At 40.5% G+C, this 22,514-nt stretch carries 31 protein-coding genes; all 31 read right to left on the minus strand.

Annotated features, from left to right (window positions below; translation table 11 throughout):
• Positions 1–191: 191 nt before the first annotated feature.
• The 31 genes from alaS to rpsJ all read right to left on the minus strand — a co-directional run bounded on the left by alaS (position 192) and on the right by rpsJ (position 22,388).
• Complete coding sequence (gene alaS, locus ACFINK_RS03160; RefSeq protein WP_375638237.1) at positions 192–2,858, minus strand: alanine--tRNA ligase; 2,667 nt, start codon at positions 2,856–2,858, stop codon at positions 192–194.
• Positions 2,859–3,059: 201 nt separating this feature from the next.
• Positions 3,060–4,103 carry a recombinase RecA gene (gene recA / locus ACFINK_RS03165; RefSeq protein WP_273791424.1) on the minus strand — a complete coding sequence of 348 codons (1,044 nt, stop codon included), beginning with the start codon at positions 4,101–4,103 and terminating at the stop codon, positions 3,060–3,062.
• A 968-nt stretch (positions 4,104–5,071) separates the two neighbouring features.
• A complete protein-coding gene (locus ACFINK_RS03170; protein ID WP_375613137.1) occupies positions 5,072–6,397 on the minus strand; it encodes a replication-associated recombination protein A in 1,326 nt (441 codons plus the stop codon).
• A 9-nt stretch (positions 6,398–6,406) separates the two neighbouring features.
• Positions 6,407–7,801, minus strand: coding sequence for a DegQ family serine endoprotease (locus tag ACFINK_RS03175; protein WP_375613138.1), 1,395 nt, complete (start codon positions 7,799–7,801; stop codon positions 6,407–6,409).
• Between the two features lie 267 nt (positions 7,802–8,068).
• Positions 8,069–8,497 (minus strand): 50S ribosomal protein L17, encoded by a 429-nt coding sequence (gene rplQ, locus ACFINK_RS03180; protein ID WP_273791421.1) that lies wholly within the window; start codon positions 8,495–8,497, stop codon positions 8,069–8,071.
• 24 nt (positions 8,498–8,521) lie between these two features.
• Positions 8,522–9,535 carry a DNA-directed RNA polymerase subunit alpha gene (locus tag ACFINK_RS03185; protein ID WP_375611485.1) on the minus strand — a complete coding sequence of 338 codons (1,014 nt, stop codon included), beginning with the start codon at positions 9,533–9,535 and terminating at the stop codon, positions 8,522–8,524.
• Positions 9,536–9,629: 94 nt separating this feature from the next.
• Positions 9,630–10,019, minus strand: a complete 390-nt coding sequence (gene rpsK / locus ACFINK_RS03190; protein WP_007347762.1) for a 30S ribosomal protein S11 — start codon at positions 10,017–10,019, stop codon at positions 9,630–9,632.
• A 115-nt stretch (positions 10,020–10,134) separates the two neighbouring features.
• Positions 10,135–10,503 (minus strand): 30S ribosomal protein S13, encoded by a 369-nt coding sequence (rpsM, locus tag ACFINK_RS03195; protein WP_026500557.1) that lies wholly within the window; start codon positions 10,501–10,503, stop codon positions 10,135–10,137.
• A gap of 182 nt (positions 10,504–10,685) precedes the next feature.
• The gene (locus ACFINK_RS03200; protein ID WP_375613140.1) at positions 10,686–11,264 is read right to left on the minus strand and encodes an adenylate kinase; all 579 of its coding nucleotides are present in this window, start codon (positions 11,262–11,264) and stop codon (positions 10,686–10,688) included.
• Positions 11,261–12,607 (minus strand): preprotein translocase subunit SecY, encoded by a 1,347-nt coding sequence (gene secY, locus ACFINK_RS03205; RefSeq protein WP_375611483.1) that lies wholly within the window; start codon positions 12,605–12,607, stop codon positions 11,261–11,263. The genes ACFINK_RS03200 and secY overlap by 4 nt, the downstream gene beginning before the upstream one ends.
• Positions 12,608–12,768: 161 nt before the next feature.
• Entirely contained in the window at positions 12,769–13,236 is a 468-nt protein-coding gene (rplO, locus tag ACFINK_RS03210) for a 50S ribosomal protein L15 (RefSeq protein WP_375613141.1), read from the minus strand.
• 20 nt (positions 13,237–13,256) lie between these two features.
• Entirely contained in the window at positions 13,257–13,463 is a 207-nt protein-coding gene (rpmD, locus tag ACFINK_RS03215) for a 50S ribosomal protein L30 (RefSeq protein WP_375611481.1), read from the minus strand.
• 31 nt (positions 13,464–13,494) lie between these two features.
• Positions 13,495–14,043 carry a 30S ribosomal protein S5 gene (gene rpsE / locus ACFINK_RS03220; protein ID WP_015856574.1) on the minus strand — a complete coding sequence of 183 codons (549 nt, stop codon included), beginning with the start codon at positions 14,041–14,043 and terminating at the stop codon, positions 13,495–13,497.
• A gap of 111 nt (positions 14,044–14,154) precedes the next feature.
• The gene (gene rplR / locus ACFINK_RS03225) at positions 14,155–14,517 is read right to left on the minus strand and encodes a 50S ribosomal protein L18 (protein ID WP_273791414.1); all 363 of its coding nucleotides are present in this window, start codon (positions 14,515–14,517) and stop codon (positions 14,155–14,157) included.
• A gap of 12 nt (positions 14,518–14,529) precedes the next feature.
• Positions 14,530–15,063, minus strand: a complete 534-nt coding sequence (rplF, locus tag ACFINK_RS03230) for a 50S ribosomal protein L6 (protein WP_273791413.1) — start codon at positions 15,061–15,063, stop codon at positions 14,530–14,532.
• A gap of 39 nt (positions 15,064–15,102) precedes the next feature.
• A complete protein-coding gene (rpsH, locus tag ACFINK_RS03235; RefSeq protein ID WP_375629006.1) occupies positions 15,103–15,501 on the minus strand; it encodes a 30S ribosomal protein S8 in 399 nt (132 codons plus the stop codon).
• A 14-nt stretch (positions 15,502–15,515) separates the two neighbouring features.
• Positions 15,516–15,821, minus strand: coding sequence for a 30S ribosomal protein S14 (rpsN, locus tag ACFINK_RS03240; RefSeq protein WP_273791412.1), 306 nt, complete (start codon positions 15,819–15,821; stop codon positions 15,516–15,518).
• 24 nt (positions 15,822–15,845) lie between these two features.
• Entirely contained in the window at positions 15,846–16,403 is a 558-nt protein-coding gene (gene rplE / locus ACFINK_RS03245) for a 50S ribosomal protein L5 (RefSeq protein ID WP_375611477.1), read from the minus strand.
• Positions 16,396–16,710, minus strand: coding sequence for a 50S ribosomal protein L24 (gene rplX, locus ACFINK_RS03250; protein ID WP_015856579.1), 315 nt, complete (start codon positions 16,708–16,710; stop codon positions 16,396–16,398). Before rplX ends, rplE begins: the two co-directional genes overlap by 8 nt.
• A 12-nt stretch (positions 16,711–16,722) precedes the next feature.
• Positions 16,723–17,091 carry a 50S ribosomal protein L14 gene (gene rplN, locus ACFINK_RS03255; RefSeq protein WP_004855715.1) on the minus strand — a complete coding sequence of 123 codons (369 nt, stop codon included), beginning with the start codon at positions 17,089–17,091 and terminating at the stop codon, positions 16,723–16,725.
• 144 nt (positions 17,092–17,235) lie between these two features.
• Complete coding sequence (gene rpsQ, locus ACFINK_RS03260) at positions 17,236–17,475, minus strand: 30S ribosomal protein S17 (protein ID WP_012231991.1); 240 nt, start codon at positions 17,473–17,475, stop codon at positions 17,236–17,238.
• Positions 17,476–17,486: 11 nt separating this feature from the next.
• Positions 17,487–17,687, minus strand: coding sequence for a 50S ribosomal protein L29 (rpmC, locus tag ACFINK_RS03265; RefSeq protein WP_375606714.1), 201 nt, complete (start codon positions 17,685–17,687; stop codon positions 17,487–17,489).
• Positions 17,688–17,701: 14 nt separating this feature from the next.
• Entirely contained in the window at positions 17,702–18,115 is a 414-nt protein-coding gene (gene rplP, locus ACFINK_RS03270) for a 50S ribosomal protein L16 (protein ID WP_375611475.1), read from the minus strand.
• 36 nt (positions 18,116–18,151) lie between these two features.
• A complete protein-coding gene (rpsC, locus tag ACFINK_RS03275; protein ID WP_273791408.1) occupies positions 18,152–18,862 on the minus strand; it encodes a 30S ribosomal protein S3 in 711 nt (236 codons plus the stop codon).
• Positions 18,862–19,251: a 50S ribosomal protein L22 gene (rplV, locus tag ACFINK_RS03280; RefSeq protein ID WP_273791407.1), complete on the minus strand. Its 390-nt coding sequence runs from the start codon at positions 19,249–19,251 to the stop codon at positions 18,862–18,864. Before rplV ends, rpsC begins: the two co-directional genes overlap by 1 nt.
• Positions 19,252–19,253: 2 nt before the next feature.
• A complete protein-coding gene (rpsS, locus tag ACFINK_RS03285; protein WP_004855734.1) occupies positions 19,254–19,532 on the minus strand; it encodes a 30S ribosomal protein S19 in 279 nt (92 codons plus the stop codon).
• 15 nt (positions 19,533–19,547) lie between these two features.
• Complete coding sequence (gene rplB / locus ACFINK_RS03290; RefSeq protein WP_375611474.1) at positions 19,548–20,381, minus strand: 50S ribosomal protein L2; 834 nt, start codon at positions 20,379–20,381, stop codon at positions 19,548–19,550.
• 20 nt (positions 20,382–20,401) lie between these two features.
• Entirely contained in the window at positions 20,402–20,695 is a 294-nt protein-coding gene (locus ACFINK_RS03295; RefSeq protein ID WP_273723987.1) for a 50S ribosomal protein L23, read from the minus strand.
• The gene (gene rplD / locus ACFINK_RS03300; RefSeq protein WP_375613145.1) at positions 20,692–21,312 is read right to left on the minus strand and encodes a 50S ribosomal protein L4; all 621 of its coding nucleotides are present in this window, start codon (positions 21,310–21,312) and stop codon (positions 20,692–20,694) included. The genes ACFINK_RS03295 and rplD overlap by 4 nt, the downstream gene beginning before the upstream one ends.
• A gap of 2 nt (positions 21,313–21,314) precedes the next feature.
• Positions 21,315–22,052, minus strand: coding sequence for a 50S ribosomal protein L3 (rplC, locus tag ACFINK_RS03305; RefSeq protein WP_375638238.1), 738 nt, complete (start codon positions 22,050–22,052; stop codon positions 21,315–21,317).
• A gap of 27 nt (positions 22,053–22,079) precedes the next feature.
• Positions 22,080–22,388, minus strand: a complete 309-nt coding sequence (gene rpsJ, locus ACFINK_RS03310) for a 30S ribosomal protein S10 (protein ID WP_005773267.1) — start codon at positions 22,386–22,388, stop codon at positions 22,080–22,082.
• Positions 22,389–22,514: the final 126 nt, after the last annotated feature.

A 22,514-nucleotide genomic window follows, 5' to 3' on the forward strand; every position in this document is an offset into this window, starting at 1 on the left:
GAAACGCTTGGAAGCTATAAAGCCAAATGATAAAGTGGTGATAAAGACAAACACTGTCTTTATCTTTACAATTGTATTTTCCCCAATTACGCTGTATCTGCATTTCAGAAATACACCAGACAGATATTCATGATACATAGATGCCAACCCAATATAACAATGTAAAAAACACCTATGCAGAATGATTTAATTTAATTTTTTTCAAGAAAATCTTTTAGTGCCGCAAATGCCTCATCAGCTTTGTTCCCCTCAGGACCACCAGCCTGTGCCATATCAGAACGGCCACCTCCACCTTTACCACCAAGCATCGCTGAAAGAATACGAACGAGATCTACAGCATTTAACTTATCCGTTAAATCATCCGTAACACCGACAACAGCACTCCCTTTTCCATCCTCCGAGACACTAATAAAAGCAACCACTCCAGATCCAATTTGTTTTTTCTCAGAATCGACGAGCGCCTTAAGATCCCGTGGTAAAATATTTTTAACAATGCGTCCAGTAAAAGAAAGCCCATTGATGATGGTAATATCACCTTGGCTCCTTTCTGTTACTCCACCACTCAACATCATTTTCTTGCGTACATCATTCAATTCTTTTTCAAGTTTACGACGATCATCAAGCAAAATTCGCACCCGTTCTTCCACACCAGCAGAAGAAGTTTTTAAAAGATCAGCGATTTCATGAATACGTTCATCTTGGCGGCTAAGATAAAGACGTGCTTCTTTGCCTGTTAAAGCTTCAATACGCCGCACTCCAGCTGAAACAGAACTTTCAGAAACAATATGAATTAAACCAATATCACCTGTTCGCTCCACATGTGTCCCTCCACAAAGCTCAATTGACCAACGCTTTTTTAATCTTTCCTGTTCAAGTGGCTCCCCCATAGAAACAACGCGAACTTCATCACCATATTTTTCACCAAACAATGCCATGGCTCCTTCAGAAATGGCCTCATCTACAGCCATGAGGCGCGTTATTACTTTACTATTTTGCAAAATAATCTCATTGGCTAAATCTTCTATTTTTTTCAACTCTTTTGGTGAAACGGATTTTGGATGGGAAAAATCAAAACGCAACCGATCTGGCGATACAAGAGAACCCTTTTGTGTAACATGGTCCCCCAATGTTTGGCGTAAAGCTTCGTGTAACAAATGAGTAGCAGAGTGATTCGCACGAATTTTCTTACGACGAACAATATCAACCGTTAATTCTACACAATCAGACCTCGATGCCTGACCAGATTTCACCTCCCCAATATGGATAAAAACACCATCACCCTTTCTTTGGGTATCATGCACCTTAAAAATAAAATTTTTACCAGAAATGATACCGCTATCACCAATTTGCCCACCAGATTCACCATAAAAAGGTGTCTGATTAACAACAAGCATAGCTTTCTGATCTGAAGAAATATGATCAACAATTTTACCATCACATACAAGAGCTGTAAGAATACCTTTCGCTGTCTCAGTTTCATAACCTAAAAACTCTGTGGCCCCCACTTGATCACGAACAGAAAACCAGATTTTCTCTGTTCCAGCTTCTCCAGAACCAGACCAATTGGCACGTGCCTCCTCTTTTTGGCGTTCCATCGCTTTATCAAAAGCACCAACGTCAACAGATATTCCGCGACGACGAAGAACATCTTGCGTCAAATCAAGCGGAAAACCATAGGTATCATAGAGCTTGAAAGCAACTTCACCATTCAAATAGTCCCCTTCTTTAAGATCGGTACTTGCTTCGTTCAACAAACCAAGTCCTCGTTCAAGCGTTTTACGAAAACGTATTTCTTCTAACCTTAAAGTTTCTGAAATCAAAGATTCAGCACGTGTCAACTCAGGATAAGCTTGTCCCATTTCGCGAATTAAAGCAGGTAAAAGTCGCCACATTAAGGGCTCTTTAGCACCAAGAAGATGCGCATGACGCATAGCACGACGCATAATACGACGTAAAACATATCCTCTTCCTTCATTAGAAGGAAGCACACCATCAGCAATCAAAAATGCAGATGAGCGAAGATGATCAGCAATGACACGATGGCTGGCAATAAAATCACCCTTTGCCTCAATCCCTGTAATTTCTTCTGATGCAGCAATTAATGCACGAAAAAGATCAATATCATAATTATCATGAACGCCCTGTAAAACAGCAGCAATACGCTCTAATCCCATACCGGTATCAATAGAAGGGTGAGGTAAGTTAACACGTTCTTCCTTGGAAACTTGCTCATACTGCATAAAAACAAGATTCCAAATCTCAATAAAGCGATCCCCATCTTCATTAGCACTTCCAGGAGGACCGCCCCATATTTCATCACCATGATCATAAAAAATCTCCGAACAAGGACCACAAGGGCCTGTTTCTCCCATCGACCAAAAATTATCAGCCGTCGCAATACGAACAATTTTTTCATCTGGAAGACCTGAAATTTTACGCCACAGTTCAGCAGCAACATCATCACTCTGATAAACTGTCACCAACAATTTATCTTTTGGCAGGCAAAATTCCTTTGTTAAAAGATTCCATGATAAAAAAATAGCTTCTTCTTTGAAATAATCACCGAAAGAAAAATTACCCAGCATTTCAAAAAATGTATGATGGCGCGCCGTATAACCAACATTATCAAGATCATTATGCTTTCCACCTGCACGAACACATTTTTGTGCCGTTGTTGCCTGCGTATAAGAAGGTTGTTCAAGTCCAGTAAAAACATTTTTAAACTGCACCATCCCTGCATTTGTAAACATAAGTGTAGGATCATTCCGCGGAACAAGCGGACTAGAAGAAAGAACTTTATGCCCATTACGATGAAAATAATCCAAAAATGTTGACCGAATATTATTAACACTATTCATGTTGACACCTGCTCAATACAGCACAAAACCATAAAAGAAAAATCCCCCCTCATTAAATCCTCTTCGCCACGCATGGAGTCAATTTAATCAAAAATGGAATATTTGTTTTAAAAAATTGAGAAAAAAATGACTGCGTATTTAAAAACTCAAACAAAAAAACAGAAAAATCTTAAAGAAAAAAAATTATAGACGACCCCCCCATCAAATGGCTTCATCACTTTCTATATTTTCTGACCCTGCATTTTCTAACAATTCAATCGCAATCAAACCAGCATTTTGGCGCAAAGCTGCTTCAATCTCTGTAGCTATTTCCACATGTTCACGTAAAAACTGCTTTGCATTCTCACGCCCCTGCCCTAAACGCTGAGAATTATAAGAAAACCATGCACCAGATTTTTCAACAACACCAACCTTGACACCCAAATCAATCAATTCACCTACTTTGGAAATACCTTCACCATAAATAATATCAAACTCAACCTGTTTGAATGGAGGTGCCAATTTATTTTTCACCACTTTAACGCGCGTCTGATTACCAACGATTGAATCCCTATCTTTAATGGATCCAATGCGACGAATATCTAAACGAACAGAAGCATAAAACTTTAAAGCGTTTCCACCCGTTGTCGTTTCAGGAGAACCAAACATCACACCAATTTTCATGCGAATTTGATTAATAAAAACAACCATACAGTTAGAGCGAAAAATTGCTGCGGTTAATTTTCGTAACGCTTTACTCATTAACCGAGCTTGCAATCCGGGCAAAGCATCACCCATTTCACCGTCAATTTCTGCTCGCGGTGTTAAAGCTGCGACAGAATCCACAACAAGCACATCAACGGCACCAGAACGAACCAACGTTTCTGTAATTTCCAATGCCTGTTCACCGGTATCTGGCTGAGAAATGAACAAGTTTTCTAAATCAACACCAAGCTTACGCGCATAAATAGGATCAAGCGCATGCTCTGCATCAATAAAAGCACAAATCCCACCACCTTTCTGTGCCTCAGCAATAGCATGGAGAGCCAATGTTGTTTTCCCAGAACTTTCTGGTCCATAAATCTCAACAATACGCCCCTTCGGTAATCCACCAATCCCTAAAGCAATATCCAAGGATAACGACCCTGTTGGAATTGTTTCAATTTCAACAACCTGCTCTTTTTGCCCAAGACGCATAATCGAGCCTTTACCAAAAGAACGTTCAATTTGTGAGAGAGCAGCATCGAGAGCTTTTGTTTTATCCACGATTATATCCTTGACCGAATTCATAATAACCTAAAACTTTAGTGTATACTGTACTTTTAATTTAACTAAAGGCTTGAGTTTAGAGTTTCACAGACTATTTCCATTCCTATCTCCACATTATGTCCATAAACATTCATGACCATCACAATAAAGAATTGGCATTGCTTATCTTATGACACATAATAAACTCCAATAAAGTAATATCTCTATGGGAGCATAGTTAACATATTTATATCTCTCTAGAAAAGGAACAATTTAATTTTAAACACAATGTTCTACAACCCTTCTGCTTATCCCTTTGATTAAATACTTGAGAGACTAAGAATTCTCCCGCTATTGATCACACAAAAAACGCATCATCAATCAACCTCATACCCTATTGCATCGAAGAACAAAACGCTATTGTGTTGCATATTCATGCACTTGATTTAAGAAACATCTCTCAAAACTTCCAAGCTCATTTTGTGACAACACCTATGAATGTGGTATACTGCAAAACCCTTTAGGCACCACCATCTTTACTCTATAGAAGGAGCAAGCCGGCACCATCACACTATTTATCATCCTCCAATATTGCAACAGCTCTCGGCACTTGAGACAATTCATAGGAGGGATTTTTAGTCCTTTCTTGTACAGTTTTTATCACACGCTAATCCTGCTTGTAACATGCAAGCGAATAACTTGATTGCTTCAACAAATAACAGACTTGGGATGAGAGAAATTTACGGTATTTGAAACTTTCATTCAACTTACGAAACAGTTAATTATCATTATAAGTCAATATATTATTTAATAAAACCAAAAAAAATAAAGCAGCTTAAAAGTTGAATGATATATTTAAATTTGAAAAAATATGCACTTTTGAAGATATCAAAAAAATCTCTACAAGCAATGCAATAAATTGTTTAAAATATAAGCTAAATTTCTCATACAATAACATAAGAGATCAATAAAAAACGTATTTCAACTCAAATTTTATTTTGATCTTTACGTTTTTTGCGCAACTGTTGCCACCACTCAAGACGTTTCACAATTTCACGCTCAAAACCACGCTCAACTGGTTTATAATAACTCTGACGTCCAAGTTTTTCGGGAAAATATTCTTGTCCTGAAAAAGCATCTGGTTCATCATGGTCATAACAATAACCACTTCCATACCCTTCTTCCTTCATAAATTTCGTAGGAGCATTAAGAATATGCTTAGGAGGTGGTAAAGAGCCATTTTTGCGTGCACAACGCAGTGCTGCTTTATACGCAAGATATGCTGCATTTGACTTTGGCGCAGTTGCAACATAAAGACATGCTTGCGCCAAGGCCAACTCTCCTTCTGGTGATCCTAAATAATCATAGGCATCTTTTGCTGCATTACAAATGACAAGAGCTTGAGGATCCGCCAAACCAATATCTTCAACGGCCATACGAACCAATCTTCGCCCAATATAGAGAGGATCTTCACCAGCATCCAACATACGTGCCAAATAATAAAGCGCAGCATCAGGATCAGATCCACGAACGGATTTATGCAACGCTGAAATGAGATTATAATGCCCATCTCGTCCTTTATCATAAATAGGCGCACGACGCTGAATAACTTTTTGCAAAGCAACAACATCAAGAATCTCTCCCAATGGCGCAATAGACCAAACTTCCTCTGCCAATGTTAACGCAACCCGCGCATCACCATCAGACATCTCTATCAAAACGTCTCTGGCATCATTATCCAAGGGAAGAGTTTTTCCCTCCACTTCTTCAGCACGCCTCAAAAGCATGTCCAAACTTTCATGATCATGAGAAAGAAATGTTAAAACACGTGCACGCGAAAGAAGGGCAGCATTCAGTTCAAAAGAAGGATTTTCGGTTGTTGCACCTATAAGTACCACAGTACCCTCTTCCATCACAGAAAGAAAACTATCCTGCTGTGCACGATTAAACCGATGAATTTCATCAACAAAGAGAAGTGTTTTATCCCCAGATATAAAACGCCTCTGCGCAACTTCAAAAATCTTTTTAAGTTCAGAAACTCCTGTAAAAATAGCAGAAACCTGTTCAAACGCGAAATTTGTTTCAAGGGCTAACAAACGTGCAACGGTCGTTTTTCCCGTCCCTGGAGGTCCCCAAAAAATCATCGATCCAATTGAGCCTGTTGCCGCCATACGTGAAAGCAAACCATCCTCTCCAATCAAATGCTTTTGTCCCACAACATCATTGAGAGAACAAGGGCGCATTCTTTCTGCAAGTGGCTGATTTTTATTAACTTGAAAATCAAACGACGAAGTAAAAAAATCTTTCTTCAAAAAAAAACCTCAACGAATAAATTGGCGAATATACATACCATCACGTTCATATTCCAATTGCCACATATTTGAGCGACCTTGCATAAGAACCTTTTTCAACTGATGAACTGTTTGAATTTTATGGCCATTTACAACACGTAGAATATCTCCTGACTGAAAAATTCCAGCTGCATTGCTCATTTCCTCAAGATTGGTAATCACAACCCCTTTTGCAGATATAGGAAGATGAAAACGTCGACTATTTTGCGGTGTTAAATCTAACACCTCAGCACCAGCAAGAGGACTGTCACCCGTAATTTTTTCAGATTTTAAAAATGCAGTTTCTGATATTGATGAAACTGTTATTTGTGTTTTTAAAGTTTTTCCACTTCGTAAATATTCCAAGGCAAGACTATGCTCAACGTCAGCTGTCATCAAACGATAACCAAGACTATCTGGACTGTCAACGCGTACCCCCTGCACACTCAAAATAACATCACCTACTTTCAATCCAGCTTTTTCAGCAGGACTATCTTTGATAACTTCAATAATCAGAGCACCATAGGGACGTTCTAAACCTAAACCACCAGCAATATCAGCTGTAACATTTTGAAAAGAAGCCCCAATATAAGGCGGCACAAAATATTTTCCACCGCGTTTAACAGTATCAAGCATCACTTTTACAAGATTAACTGGAATAGCAAAACCAATCCCTACAGAACCACCGGAACGCGAATAGATAGCCGTATTAATTCCGATTAACTGACCTTTCATATCAATTAAAGCGCCACCAGAATTCCCTGGATTAATGGCTGCGTCTGTTTGAATAAAAAAGTCAAAATCAGAAATCCCAACACGTGTACGCGCTTGCGCTGAAACAATACCACTTGTAACTGTTTGACCAACACCAAAGGGATTACCAATAGCAAGAACAAGATCACCAACTTCAACAGTATCAGAATTTCCCAAAGAAAGAGCCGGAAATTGAGCATCTTTTTCCTTAACTTCAAGAATTGCAATATCAGTTGCTTCATCTTTGAGCACGACCTTACTCTCAAACTCCCGTCCATCAGAAAAAGCCACTTTAATTTCGCTTGCATCTTTAATGACGTGGTAATTTGTAACGATCAAACCACGTGCATCAACAATCACCCCTGATCCTAATGACGATTGCTTACGAACAGGAAATTTATTTTGAAAACGACCAAAAAATTGCTCAAAAAATGGATCGCCTTCAAAAGGTGATCGAGCTCTAATTTGTCGAGCTGCATAAATATTTACAACAGATGGAACTGTCTTTTTAACTAAAGGAGCAAATGAAAGGGTGATTTCTGTTTGTGTTTGAGGAACATGAGCATATACATGATCAAATGATATCTGCATCATAATTGCAAAAAAAATCCGCACCCAAAAAGAATACCTCATAATCCACTCCTTATAAAATCAGCACATTCTGTTGAAGATTAATAGAATAAAAAAACGTATCCCCGCAAATTAAGGACCTCTATTAATATTTCATAATAGAGAATAAAAACAACCTATTTGAACAATAAATATTATAAAAATAAGATAATTCAATATTCTATAATTTTCTCTCTGCACCTATTTCTCAACTAAAACAAACTTAAAAATGCTCACAAAAAAACCGCCCAAGACAAGGCGGCCTTTAAAAATCCAACAGAATAAAAAACTCTACGAAGATGTTCCCTTTTCATTCTCAGAAGCTTCCATGCGAGCACGATCCCCAGCACCCTTCGCTTCAACATCACGATCAACAAATTCTATAACAGCCATGGGCGCATTATCACCGGTACGAAACCCCGCTTTCATAATACGCAAATACCCACCGTTGCGTGATGCATAACGTGGCGCAAGCGTATCAAATAATTTTGCAACCTTTCCTGCATCACGAAGTGCTGCAATAGCTTGCCGACGCGCATGCAAACCACCACGCTTACCAAGAGTAACGAGTTTTTCAACAATAGGACGAATTTCTTTAGCCTTTGGAAGCGTTGTCACAATCTGCTCATGCTCGATCAACGAAGTTGCCATATTTGCAAACATCGCTTTACGGTGACTGGCAGTACGGTTCAACTTGCGTCCTGACTTACTATGGCGCATAAGCCCTCTCCTTAAATTCTAATTTTAATATTGATCTTCATAACGTTTTGCAAGATCATCAATGTTTTCAGGCGGCCACGCAGGAATCTCCATCCCAAGATGTAAACCCATACACGCCAAAACTTCTTTAATCTCATTCAACGATTTGCGACCAAAATTCGGTGTCCGAAGCATTTCAGATTCTGTTTTTTGAATCAGATCACCAATATAAACAATATTATCATTCTTAAGACAGTTTGCCGAACGAACTGAAAGTTCTAATTCATCCACTTTTTTGAGAAGTGCAGGATTAAAAGAAAGCTCAGAATCAGCCTCTTCAACAGGCTCCTTCTGTGGCTCTTCAAAGTTAATAAATAACGATAATTGATCCTGAAGAATGCGTGCTGCAAAAGCAACAGCATCCTCACCATTAACAGCACCGTTTGTTTCAATCGTGAGCGTTAATTTATCATAATCGAGAACTTGACCTTCGCGTGTATTTTCTACTTTATAAGATACCTTACGGATAGGTGAATAAAGACTATCAATTGGAATAAGCCCTATACGTGCATCATCAACACAATTACGATCAGATGGCACATACCCCTTTCCTGTGTTGACAATAAATTCCATACGAATTTCAGCTTCTTCATCAAGAGTACAAATAACATGATCTGGATTTAGAATTTCCATATCCCCAACTGTACTGATATCTCCCGCTTTCACGACACCAGGCCCCTCTTTATAAACGACGACACGTTTAGGCCCTTCTTCTTCCATACGAAGCGCAATTTCTTTTATATTCAGAATAATATCCGTAACATCCTCACGCACACCTGGAATCGATGAAAATTCGTGCAAAACACCGTCAATCTGCACAGCAGTAATAGCAGCACCACGAAGCGAAGATAACAAAACGCGACGAAGCGCATTTCCTAACGTTAAACCAAAACCACGCTCAAGAGGTTCAGCAATCACACTTATAATATTTGGATTATCATGTGCACATGATTCAACCTTATTGGGTTTAATAAGTTCCTGCCAGTTTTTCTGGATCATATTTTTATTCCCGTTCTTTAGTTCCGTTACCATTCAATCGTAACGACCAATGTGAACATCAGAGAAATCTCCGACAACAAAAAACAACACCCAATTAAACACGCCGCCTTTTCCGCGGACGACATCCATTATGAGGAATTGGTGTTACATCGCGAATAGAAGTAATGACAAAACCAACAGATTGCAATGCACGTAAAGCAGATTCACGCCCTGATCCAGGTCCACAAACTTCAACTTCCAAAGAACGCATACCATGCTCTTGCGCTTTTCTTGCACAATCCTCCGCAGCAACTTGAGCAGCAAAAGGTGTCGATTTACGCGCACCTTTAAACCCCTGAGCTCCCGCAGATGACCAAGCAATTGCATTACCCTGAGCATCAGTAATAGTAATCATTGTGTTATTAAATGTTGAATTAATATGCACAACACCCGATGAAATATTTTTACGTTCGCGACGACGAACACGTGTGGCTTCCTTGGCCATAATTTCCCTTTCAACGATCTCATCACTGCCGTAACATCAGCAGCTCCACCTTTTTTCCTTGTCAAAAAAAATCAAACAAGAAAAAGAATATATAAAAAACCTCCCACAAAGGCCCTTATTTCTTCTTACCGGCGATTGCCTTAGCCGGACCTTTACGTGTACGGGCATTCGTATGTGTACGCTGTCCTCGGACAGGCAAAGACCGGCGATGACGCAATCCTCGATAACAACCAAGATCCATCAAACGCTTAACATTCATAGCAACCTCACGACGAAGATCACCTTCAACTTGATACCCCTGATCTATTGCCTCACGAATCTGCAGCACCTCAGCATCTGAAAGCTCATGCACACGACGCCCCAAAGGAATGCCAACTCTTTCAATAATTTCTTGAGCAAATTTTGGTCCAATCCCGTGGATATATTGAAGCGCAATAATTACACGCTTATTTGTCGGGATATTGACGCCAGCAATACGAGCCACGCCTACTCTCCTTAGTTATTTTGACAAATTGTTATAAAATACCTGATATACTTTACAGAAAAAAATAGACTCAGAAAAAAAATTCTTCCGAATCCTATTATTTCACTAAAATAAATTAAATTCACTTTTGATAGATTTCATCTCAAAAGTCAACTCTTTTCATTTATTTCTAAAAAAAAATCTCATGAAAGAAACCCTCTAATCATACGTGTCACTTCAGCAACACCAATCATTCCATCAATAACCTTCAACATTCCCCTCTCTGAATAAAATTTTGATAAGGGAGCTGTTTTTTCACGATATTCTACTAATCTTTTTGCAAAAGCAACAGGATTGTCATCTAAACGAACCTGTCCACCAGTCGCTATTGTTTCCTCAACACGCTTCTTCATACGTTCAATCAACACGTCTTCATCAACACACAATTCAATAACAGCATTAAGCCACATATTTTTTGAATCCAGTATCTGTTGCAACGCTTCTGCTTGCCCCACAGTTCGCGGATATCCATCCAAAACAAAACCGTTTACACAATCAGCTTCATCAATCCGATCTGATACGATTTGATTAACAATACTATCAGGTACCAAAGCACCAGAACTTATAATAGCTTTAGCTTTTTTACCAATCTCCGTTTCTTTGGCAATCACCTCACGCAACATATCCCCTGTTGATAAATGAGGAATGTTATATTCCTCAGTCAACATTTTTGCTTGCGTACCTTTTCCCGCTCCAGGAGGACCTAAAAGAATAACTCTCATCGATTCCTTCTACCTCCACGAAGTTTTGATTTTTTTATCAACCCTTCATATTGGTGGGCAACAAGATGCCCCTGAATTTGAGCAACCGTATCAAGTGTAACAGTAACAACAATCAACAAGGATGTTCCCCCAAGATAAAAAGGAACCTGTAATGCAGATATCATAAATTCAGGTAACAAACAAACCAAGATAATATAAATAGCGCCCACAACAGTAATACGCGTCAAAACGTAATCAATATATTCGGCTGTACGCTCACCTGGACGAATCCCTGGAATAAAACCAGAATGTTTTTTCAACTGATCTGCAGTATCACTTGGATTAAACACAATAGCTGTATAAAAAAAGCAAAAAAACGCCATTAAAAATGCATAAACAATCATATAAAGTGGCTGTCCATGACCAAGAGCATAAGAAATCTCCTGAACCCATTGTGGCATTTTATCAGAAAAATTATTAATAGTGGCAGGTAATAATAATAAAGATGAAGCAAAAATAGGTGGAATAACACCAGCAGTATTCAACTTTAAAGGAAGATGCGACATATCTCCTTGAAACATTTGATTACCGACCTGACGTTTCGGGTATTGGATAAGAATTCGCCGTTGCGCACGCTCTATAAAAACAATAAGCCCAATAACCAAAACAGCAATAAGAACGATTCCTATTAAAAGAAAAGTTGATAAATCAGCCTGACTATGAGCTGTCAAAAGCTGAGCAAAAGTAGAAGGAAAGTTGGCTACAATCCCTGTAAAAATGATAAGAGAAACCCCATTACCAATACCACGTGACGTAATTTGCTCGCCAAGCCACATAAGAAACATCGTTCCGCCAACAAGCGTAATAACAGAAGAAATACGAAACATAAGACCTGGTTCTAAAACAATTTGAAGCCCCGACCCTATACCGCTTTCAAGCGCAACCGCAATACCAAAAGCTTGTAGAATTGCCAATACGACTGTTACATAACGCGTATATTGATTGATAATCTTACGACCTAAATCCCCTTCTTTTTTAAGAGTTTCCAAAGAAGGAATAATAGATGTTAACAATTGCACAATAATAGATGCCGATATATAAGGCATGATACCCAGCGCAAAAATAGCCATACGCCCAACGGCACCTCCAGCAAACATATTAAAGAGTCCTAATACACCCGACGCGTGATGTTCAAATGTTTGCCGCAAAGCATCGATATTGATACCTGGAAGAGAGATGTAAGTGCCAAAACGATATACAAGAAGCGCCAACAGAGTAAACCAGATGCGTTTCTTTAATTCAGTTGCACGAGAAAAGGTGCCGAAATTTATATTGGAAGCAAATTGCTCTGCTGCTGATGCCATAAAACGTCTCCACTTTACACTCCAGTTCTTCAAATCACAGAAGTATAATCCTAAAATTCATATATGCATACACAAACAAATGCAGAACTTAAACAATTCTCCACAAAAGATCCCACAAAACAGATATTATTCTTCTTTAGGTCTCTATTCATATCAAAAAATTATCGAGCAATATCAGGAAGAATAACCTGGCCACCCACTTTTTCAATCTTAACACGAGCAGCTTGTGAAGCACCAGAAACATGAAAGGTAATCTTAGCCTTCAAATCACCATCAGAAAGAAGACGAACCCCATCTTTTTCACGACGAATAATACCAGCCTCTTTCAAAGAAACCATATCAACAGGCTTTTCAATATTCAACTTACCTGCATCAACTGCCAACTGAATACGTCCCAGTGAAACTTCATTGTAGGTTTTAGCAAAGAAATTCCTAAATCCACGTTTTGGCAAACGACGATAGATAGGCATTTGCCCACCTTCAAAACCATTAAGGGAAACACCAGAACGTGACTTTTGCCCTTTTACACCACGACCACCAGTCTTACCCGTACCGGAACCAATACCACGCCCAACACGCTTACGATTTTTTGTTGCGCCTTCGCAATCACGCAGTTCATTGAGTTTCATATCTAATACTCCCGCAACCCTTAACCTTCATCTATAACGCGAACAAGATGCCGAACCCGAGCAATCATACCCCGCACACAAAGTGTATCATCTAAAACGCGCCGACGACGCATTTTATTTAGTCCAAGCCCCTTTAAGGTTGCACGCTGAATCTGTGAGTTTCGAATAGGGCTTCCAATTTGTTCCACCGTCACAGTTTTACCACTCTGAGATTTTTTCTGAACCATTTCCTAATTCCTTTTCTGATAATCTCAGAAACTACCCTTCTAGGTCGACTAAATGGCGACGACGCGCCTGCAAAGTCGAATACTTTATACCACGTTGAGCAGCAATATCTCTAGGATGCATTTGATGTTTCAATGCATCAAATGTTGCACGAACCATGTTATAAGGATTCGACGACCCTAGTGATTTTGCAACGACATCCTGCATACCAAGAGCTTCAAAAATAGCACGCATCGGTCCCCCAGCAATAATACCAGTACCAGCAGAAGCCGAACGTAGCAAAACACGCCCAGCTCCGTGACGACCTTCAAGATCATGATGCAATGTACGCCCAGACCGAAGCGGAACATAAATCATCCCACGTTTCGCAGATTCCGTTGCTTTACGAACGGCTTCTGGAACTTCACGGGCTTTACCATGTCCAAAACCCACACGCCCTTTTTGATCTCCAACGACAACAAGAGCAGCAAAACCAAAACGCCGACCACCCTTTACAACTTTAGCAACACGATTGATATGAACGAGCCTATCGACAAATTCATTATCGCGTTCTTCTCTCTCACCACGTTCTTTTTGTGCCATTCCTCATTCCTTTTTCTTTTCCGGAAGCACGATAACAAAGTCCCTCATCAAACTGGAAGAACTTAAACGAAATACTCTAAACTCTCCTTACTCATTCATAAATAAGAAATTTTAGAAATTCAAACCACCTTCACGAGCAGCTTCAGCTAAAGCTTTGACGCGACCATGGTACACATACGCTCCACGATCAAAAACCACCTCATTAACACCCGCTTTCTTCGCACGCTCAGCAATTAACTTACCAACAGCAAAGGCCGCCTTTTTATCAGCACCACTCTTTAACGATTTTTTCAAATCACTTTCAAGAGTAGAGGCTGAAACAAGTGTACATCCCCGCAAATCATCGATAACTTGAGCATAAATGTTCTGATTTGAACGATAAACACTAAGCCGAGGACGATCATGAGAAACCATTTTAATTCTACGACGAACACGCCTTGCACGACGTTGGATAATGTCCTTAGATGAAACCATAATACAAAATCCTTATTTCTTTTTACCTTCTTTACGGAAGATACGTTCATCTGCATGCTTAACACCTTTACCTTTATAAGGCTCAGGCCTACGATACTCACGAATCTCCGCTGCAACTTGTCCAACTTGCTGTTTATCAATTCCAGAAACAACAATTTCCGTTGGCTTAGGAACAGTCACAGTAACACCCGACGGAACTTTATAAACCACATCATGCGAAAAGCCCAGAGATAGTTGAACATCCTTACCCTGCAAAGCAGCACGATAACCAACCCCATTAATCTCCAACCTCTTTTCAAAACCATCTTTCACACCACAAAAAATGTTCTCAATCATTGAGCGCGACATACCCCATTTAGAACGCGCATCTTTTGACTGATCCCGCGGCATAACTGATATGATATTTTCCTCAAGTTTGACTAAGACTTCATCATTGACGACGTAACTCAGCTCACCTTTTGGACCTTTTGCCTTAACCAGCTGACCTTCAACAGTAGCAGTAACTCCAGAAGGAATTGAAATGGGTTTCTTTCCAATACGAGACATTGTTCTAACCTACTTTTTCTTCCGTTTTCTTGACATAACTTAGAAAACACGACAAAGGAGTTCTCCACCAACATTCTGTTCACGCGCCTTATGATCTGCCATGACACCTTTAGGAGTCGATAAAATCGAAATACCAAGGCCATTTGCCACCTGAGGAAGTGACTTAGCAGAAACATACACACGACGCCCTGGCTTTGATACACGTGAAATCTCACGAATAGCAGCCAGCCCTTCAAAATACTTCAATTCGATTTCAATCTCAGCTTTCCCATCACCTAAATCAATTTGATTATATCCGCGAATATAACCTTCCGACTGAAGAACATCAAGAACGTGCGCACGAAGCTTCGAAGCTGGAGTAACTACTTTACCTTTTTTACGACCAAGTGCATTACGAATACGTGTTAGCATATCACCAAGAGGATCTGACATAGACATTAAATAATCTCCTCTTACCAACTAGACTTTACAATACCAGGAATATAGCCAATAGAGCCAAGCTCACGCAACGCAATTCGCGACATTTTTAATTTACGATAATAAGCCCGCGGACGACCTGAAACCTCACAGCGATTACGAATACGAACTTTCGAAGAATTACGCGGCAACTCTGCCAGCTGAACAGAAGCTTTAAAACGTTCTTCAAGAGAAACCTTCTGATCCATAACTATTGCTTTCAAACGTGCACGACGGGCAGCATAGCGCTTTACCATCACCTCACGACGCTTATTTTTTTCAACGGCACTTACTTTGGCCATAATTTCACCTCACTACGTTTGCCGTTACGAACGAAAAGGAAAATTAAAAGCACGCAATAACTCACGAGCTTCATCATCCGTTTTTGCTGTCGTACAAACGATAATATCCATACCCCAAATTTGATCAACTTTATCATAGTTGATTTCTGGAAACACAATGTGTTCTTTAATACCCATAGCAAAATTGCCACGACCATCAAAACTCTTTGGATTTAAACCACGAAAGTCACGAACCCGCGGAAGAGCAATCGTCACAAGACGATCTAAAAACTCAAACATACGATCTTTACGCAATGTAACTTTAGCCCCAAGAGGCATTCCTTCACGAACCTTAAAGGTCGCAATAGAATTACGCGCACGCGTAACAACAGCCTTCTGACCCGTTATTAGCCCTAAATCCTCAGCGGCAAGGGAAGGCTTCTTCGAATCAGCAGTTGCTTCACCTATCCCCATATTTATTACAACTTTATCAATCCGCGGAATTTGCATCGCATTTCTGTAATTAAACTTCTCTTGAAGCACTTTACGAATCACTTCAAAATAATGCGCTTTCATACGCGGTATTTGTCTTTCCTCAGCCATTAATCAACTCTCCCGAACGCTTGGCAAAACGAACTTTATTACCATCTGCATTCATACGAAAGCCTACACGTGTAGGCTTACCATCTTTAGGATCAGCAATCGCCAAATTAGACAGATGAATCGGAGCTTCTTTAGAAATAATTCCAGCTTCTTGCTTCTGCGTTTGACGTTGATGACGTTTAATCATATTAATCCCACGAACAAAAGCCTTATTCTCTTTTGGACTAACCTTAATTACTTCACCACTACATCCTTTATCCTTACCGGACAAAACAACAACTTTATCACCTTTTCGAATCTTCTGCATAACATTTACTCCTTACAGAACTTCAGGAGCAAGCGAGATGATCTTCATATGATTCCTACCACGCAATTCACGGGGAACAGGTCCAAAGATACGAGTACCGATCGGCTCTTTTTTATTATCTACTAAAACCGCAGCATTACTATCAAAACGAATGACACTACCATCTGCGCGACGAATATCCTTAGCAGTACGAACCACAACAGCTTTCATAACATCACCTTTTTTAACACGGCCACGAGGAATTGCATCCTTAACCGAAACAACAATAATGTCACCGACCGAAGCATATTTCCGCTTTGAACCGCCTAACACTTTGATGCACATGACACGACGCGCTCCAGAATTATCAGCAACGTCGAGGTTTGTTTGCATCTGAATCATGACTGGCCACCTTCTCTTAACACATATATCCGATTGAATCTTTTACACACTCGGATTTGCCTGCCAAATAACGATAAAGTTATCGCCTTCAAATTTATCAATGATAACCACACTGTTAAATTCTAAAACAATAAGCTTAACTCATTACGCTACATTGTCTTTTACAACAATCCAACATTTATCTTTCGAAATTGGTCTAGATTCCTGAATAGAAACTTGATCCCCAATCTTGAATTGGTTGTTTTCGTCATGCGCTTTATAATTTTTAGACTGCCGAACAGTCTTCTTAAGAAGCGGATGAGAATAACGGCGTTCAACTTTGACAACAACAGTCTTATCACTTTTGTCGCTAATAACAACACCCTGCAAAACGCGTTTAGGCATCTCTTATTTCCTTAAACCTTACTTTCACTTATCTTTTGACGAAGAAAAGTTTTAATACGCGCAATATCACGACGAACTTGTCTAACGCGCGCAGTCTTTTCTAATTGACCTGTTGCTTTTTGAAAACGCAAATTAAATTGCTCTTTCTTTAACTTAGCCAATTCATCTTTCATTTGGTCGAGCGTTTGCGCCCGTAATTCTGTGGCTCTCATCGCTTATAACCTCATTATTCAGCAATACGCTGGATGAAACGCGTTTTTATAGGCAACTTTGCAGCACCCAATCTTAGTGCTTCACGTGCAACATCCTCCGGAACTCCATCAAGCTCAAACATGACGCGCCCAGGAGCAACACGTGCAGCCCAATAATCAACACTTCCCTTACCTTTACCCATACGAACTTCAGTCGGTTTAGATGTAACCGGAAGATCTGGAAAAATGCGAATCCACACACGACCAGAACGCTTCATATAACGTGTAATCGCACGACGCGCCGCTTCAATTTGACGAGCAGTAACCCGCTCCGGCTCAACAGCCTTCAAACCGTAGGCACCGAAATTCAAATCCGTACCACCCTTCGCAAAACCGTGAATACGGCCTTTGAACTGTTTACGGAACTTTGTGCGCTTTGGCTGCAACATTGTTCTCTACTCCAAATTTTAGTTCAATCTCAAAAACTAAGCATTTTCGCGGCGACGATTCGATGAAGAACCAGATTGATCAGCTTCCGTAGCACGACGTTCTGAAGCCATCGGATCATGCTCAAGAATCTCACCCTTAAAGACCCAAACTTTAATACCACAAATACCATAAGCGGTCTTAGCTTCTGCTGTACCGTAATCAACATCAGAACGCAAGGTATGAAGTGGAACACGACCTTCACGATACCATTCCATACGAGCAATTTCAGCACCACCAAGACGGCCAGAACAATTGATACGAATACCTTCCGCACCAAGACGCATAGCAGACTGAACAGCACGCTTCATTGCACGACGAAAAGCAACACGACGCTCTAACTGTTGAGCAATTGATTGCGCAATAATTGTCGCATCAATCTCCGGTTTACGAATCTCCACAATATTCAATGAAGTTTCAGCATCCGTCATTTCTGAGAGTTTACGACGAAGCTTTTCGATATCAGCACCCTTTTTACCAATAATCAAACCAGGACGTGCAGAATGAATTGTAATACGACACTTTTTATGAGGACGCTCAATAACAACCTTAGAAATAGCCGCCTGTTTAAGTTCCTCAAGCACATATGAACGAATTTTCAAATCTTCGTGAAGAAGGCGCCCATATTCACCACTATCAGCATACCAACGAGAGTCCCAAGTCCGATTAACACCAAGACGAAGTCCTATTGGATTGATCTTCTGCCCCATTACGCGGCCTCCACTTTTTCGGTAACTTCACGAACAATAACAGTAAGATGCGAAAATGGACGTTCAATTCTACTAGCACGCCCTCGACCACGAACATGAAAGCGCTTCATCACTATCGACTTACCAACATAAGCTTCCGCCACAACAAGCGAATCAATATCAAGATCGTGGTTATTTTCTGCATTTGCAATTGCTGATTCAAGCGTTTTTTTCACAGTAGCAGCAATTCGCTTGCGTGAAAACATCAAATCAGCGAGCGCTACATTAACTCTTTTACCACGAATCATTGCAGCAACTAAATTAAGCTTCTGCGGACTAACACGAATTGTCCGCGTGACAGCTCTTGCTTCATTATCTTTAAGCTGGCGCGAAACTTTAGCTTTTCCCATTCCTACTTCCTCTTCGCTTTCTTATCGGCACCATGACCATAATAAGTCCGGGTAGGAGCGAACTCACCAAACTTATGCCCAACCATCTCTTCAGAAACAGAAACAGGAATATGCTTATTACCGTTGTAAACACCAAAAGTTAAACCAACAAATTGCGGTAAAATAGTAGAGCGACGACTCCATATTTTTATAACTTCGTTGCGCCCACTTGCACGTACCTTCTCTGCTTTACCAAGAAGATAGCCGTCAACAAACGGACCTTTCCACACTGAACGAACCACCTCAGACTACCTTTCTCATTTCTTGCGTTGATGACGCGTACGCATAATAAATTTATCAGTGGCTTTATTGGAGCGCGTACGCTTACCTTTCGTAGGTTTACCCCAGGGAGAAACTGGATGGCGCCCCCCCGATGTACGACCTTCACCACCACCGTGTGGATGATCAACGGGGTTCATAGCAACACCACGAACATGTGGACGTTTACCACGCCAACGTGACCGCCCCGCCTTACCATCATTAATATTCCCATGATCAGGATTTGAAACAGCGCCAACAGTTGCAAAACAGCTACTCGGAACCAAACGCTGCTCACCAGAATTTAAACGAAGAATAGCCATACCATGATCTCGTCCAACCAACTGCGCATAAGCACCTGCTGAACGTGCAATCTGTCCGCCTTTCCCTGGCTTCATCTCAACATTATGAATAATTGTACCTACAGGCATATTAGCAAGAGGCATAGCATTACCTGGTTTAACATCCACATTTAAACCAGCCATAACAGAATCACCAACACCAAGACGCTGTGGTGCAAGAATATAACTCAATTGCCCATCCTCATAGCGGATTAAAGCAATAAAAGCGGTACGATTAGGATCGTATTCTAAACGCTCAACCTTTGCTGAAACATCACGTTTAAGACGCTTAAAGTCGACAAACCGATAACTACGTTTATGTCCACCACCCTGAAAACGAGCAGTAACACGACCGCGATTATTACGTCCACCCTTTGAAGACAAACCTTCAGTTAACATCTTTACAGGTTTTCCCTTATAAAGACAAGAACGTTCCACAATAACAAGCTGACGCTGCCCAGGTGTCGTTGGATTAAACTGCTTAAGTGCCATTATTCCTATCTCCGAGCCTCTTAAAGACCTGTCGAAACGTCGATAGTCTGACCACTGGCCAGAGTTACGATCGCTTTTTTGACATCACTCTGCCGACCAACTATACCTTTGAAACGCTTCACTTTACCCTTACGGACTATCGTGTTAACTGCTTTAACTTTTACGCTAAAAAGCGCTTCAATAGCAGCCTTAATCTCAGGCTTCGTCGCTTTCGGCGCGACATTAAAAGCAACTTGATTATATTCAGAAATCATAGTCGCCTTTTCAGTAATAACTGGACTAATAATTATATCATAATGGCGAAGATCTGTCATTTAAAACGCTCCTCAAGAGCCTCAACAGCTGCTTTTGATAAAACAAGTTTGCTGCGACGCAAAATATCATAAACATTAATTCCCTGAATAGGCAAAATGTCAATATTAGGGATATTAGAGGCTGCACGAAAAAAGTTAATATCAATCTCTTTACCATCAATCAAGAGAGCGTTATTAAATCCAAGCTTAGAAAAATGAGAAACAAGCATTTTCGTTTTAGCATCCTTAACAGTCAACTCATCCACAATAATTAAATCTTTTGCTTTTAATTTTGCAGATAAAGCAAGACGTAACCCAAGAGCACGAATCTTTTTAGGAAGATCATGCGCATGGCTACGAACCACCGGTCCATGTGCCTTACCCCCACCCCTAAACTGCGGTGCACGTGCAGATGAATGTCGAGCACGCCCAGTTCCTTTCTGTTTAAACATTTTTGCCCCTGTTCGCGACACATCAGAACGACCTTGGGATTGATGACTTCCCTGCTGACGACGTGCAAGCTGCCAACGAACAACACGTTGCAAAATATCCTCACGCGGAACAAGATCAAAAATAGCTTCAGAAACCTTTAATTTGCCAGCTTCATTACCATCAAGAGTTTTAATTACAAGATCCATTATTAGGCTCCCTCAACCTCAGAGGTTTCCGTCACCGGAGTACCCATTTCCGCTTTCTCCTTCACAAGACGGCGAATACCAGCAGGCTTTGGAGCATTATCAGGAAGACGCTTCTTCACAGCATCCCGTATCAAAATCCAAGAACCTTTAGAACCAGAAACAGCACCACGCACTAAAATTAAACCACGCTCACTATCAGTGGAAATAACTTCAATATTCTGTGTTGTTACACGCACTTGCCCCATATGGCCAGCCATTTTTTTACCTTTAAAAACTTTACCAGGATCTTGGCATTGCCCTGTAGAACCATGAGCACGATGTGTAATCGAATTACCATGAGAAGCACGATGTCCACCAAAGTTATGTCGTTTCATAACACCAGCAAACCCCTTACCAATACTGGTACCAGTCACATCAACTCTTTGTCCTGGAACAAAATGTTCCACTGTAATCTCAGTACCAACATCAAGAAGATTGTCGGGGCTCACACGAAACTCTGCTATTTTGGCTTTAGGCTCAACAGAAGCCTTAGCAAAATGTCCACGAAGAGCTTGTGAAGTATTCTTAACCTTAGCAAAGCCTACACCTAATTGAACAGCAGTATAACCATTCTTTTCAACTGTACGCTGAGCAACGACTTGACAATTCTCCAAACGAAGTACCGTCACCGGCACATGCTCACCAGCATCATTATAAATACGGGTCATGCCCAGCTTCTGTGCTATTACACCTGAACGCATCGGGTCTGTTCCTTCTGTCCTCAAACCTCAGAGCTTAATTTCTACATCCACACCAGCAGAAAGATCGAGCTTCATAAGCGCATCCACTGTTTGCGGCGTTGGATCAACAATGTCAAGAAGACGCTTATGTGTACGCATTTCAAACTGCTCACGGCTCTTCTTATCGATATGCGGTCCACGATTGACCGTAAACTTCTCAATCCGCGTAGGAAGCGGAATGGGACCACGGACATTTGCACCGGTACGTTTAGCAGTCGATACAATCTCACGCGTCGACGTATCAAGAATTCTATGATCAAACGCTTTTAGGCGAATGCGGATATTTTGACTGTTCATGCTCTTTATTTCCCTGTTATACAAAGCACCTCAAATAATCAAGGTGCTCAACAAGCATTATTTATTCAATGATCTTAGAGACGATACCGGCACCAACAGTACGACCACCTTCACGAATAGCAAAAC

Origin of the sequence: Bartonella sp. AA16NXGY, assembly GCF_042197325.1 — a bacterium.
In the GTDB taxonomy this organism is placed as follows: domain Bacteria; phylum Pseudomonadota; class Alphaproteobacteria; order Rhizobiales; family Rhizobiaceae; genus Bartonella.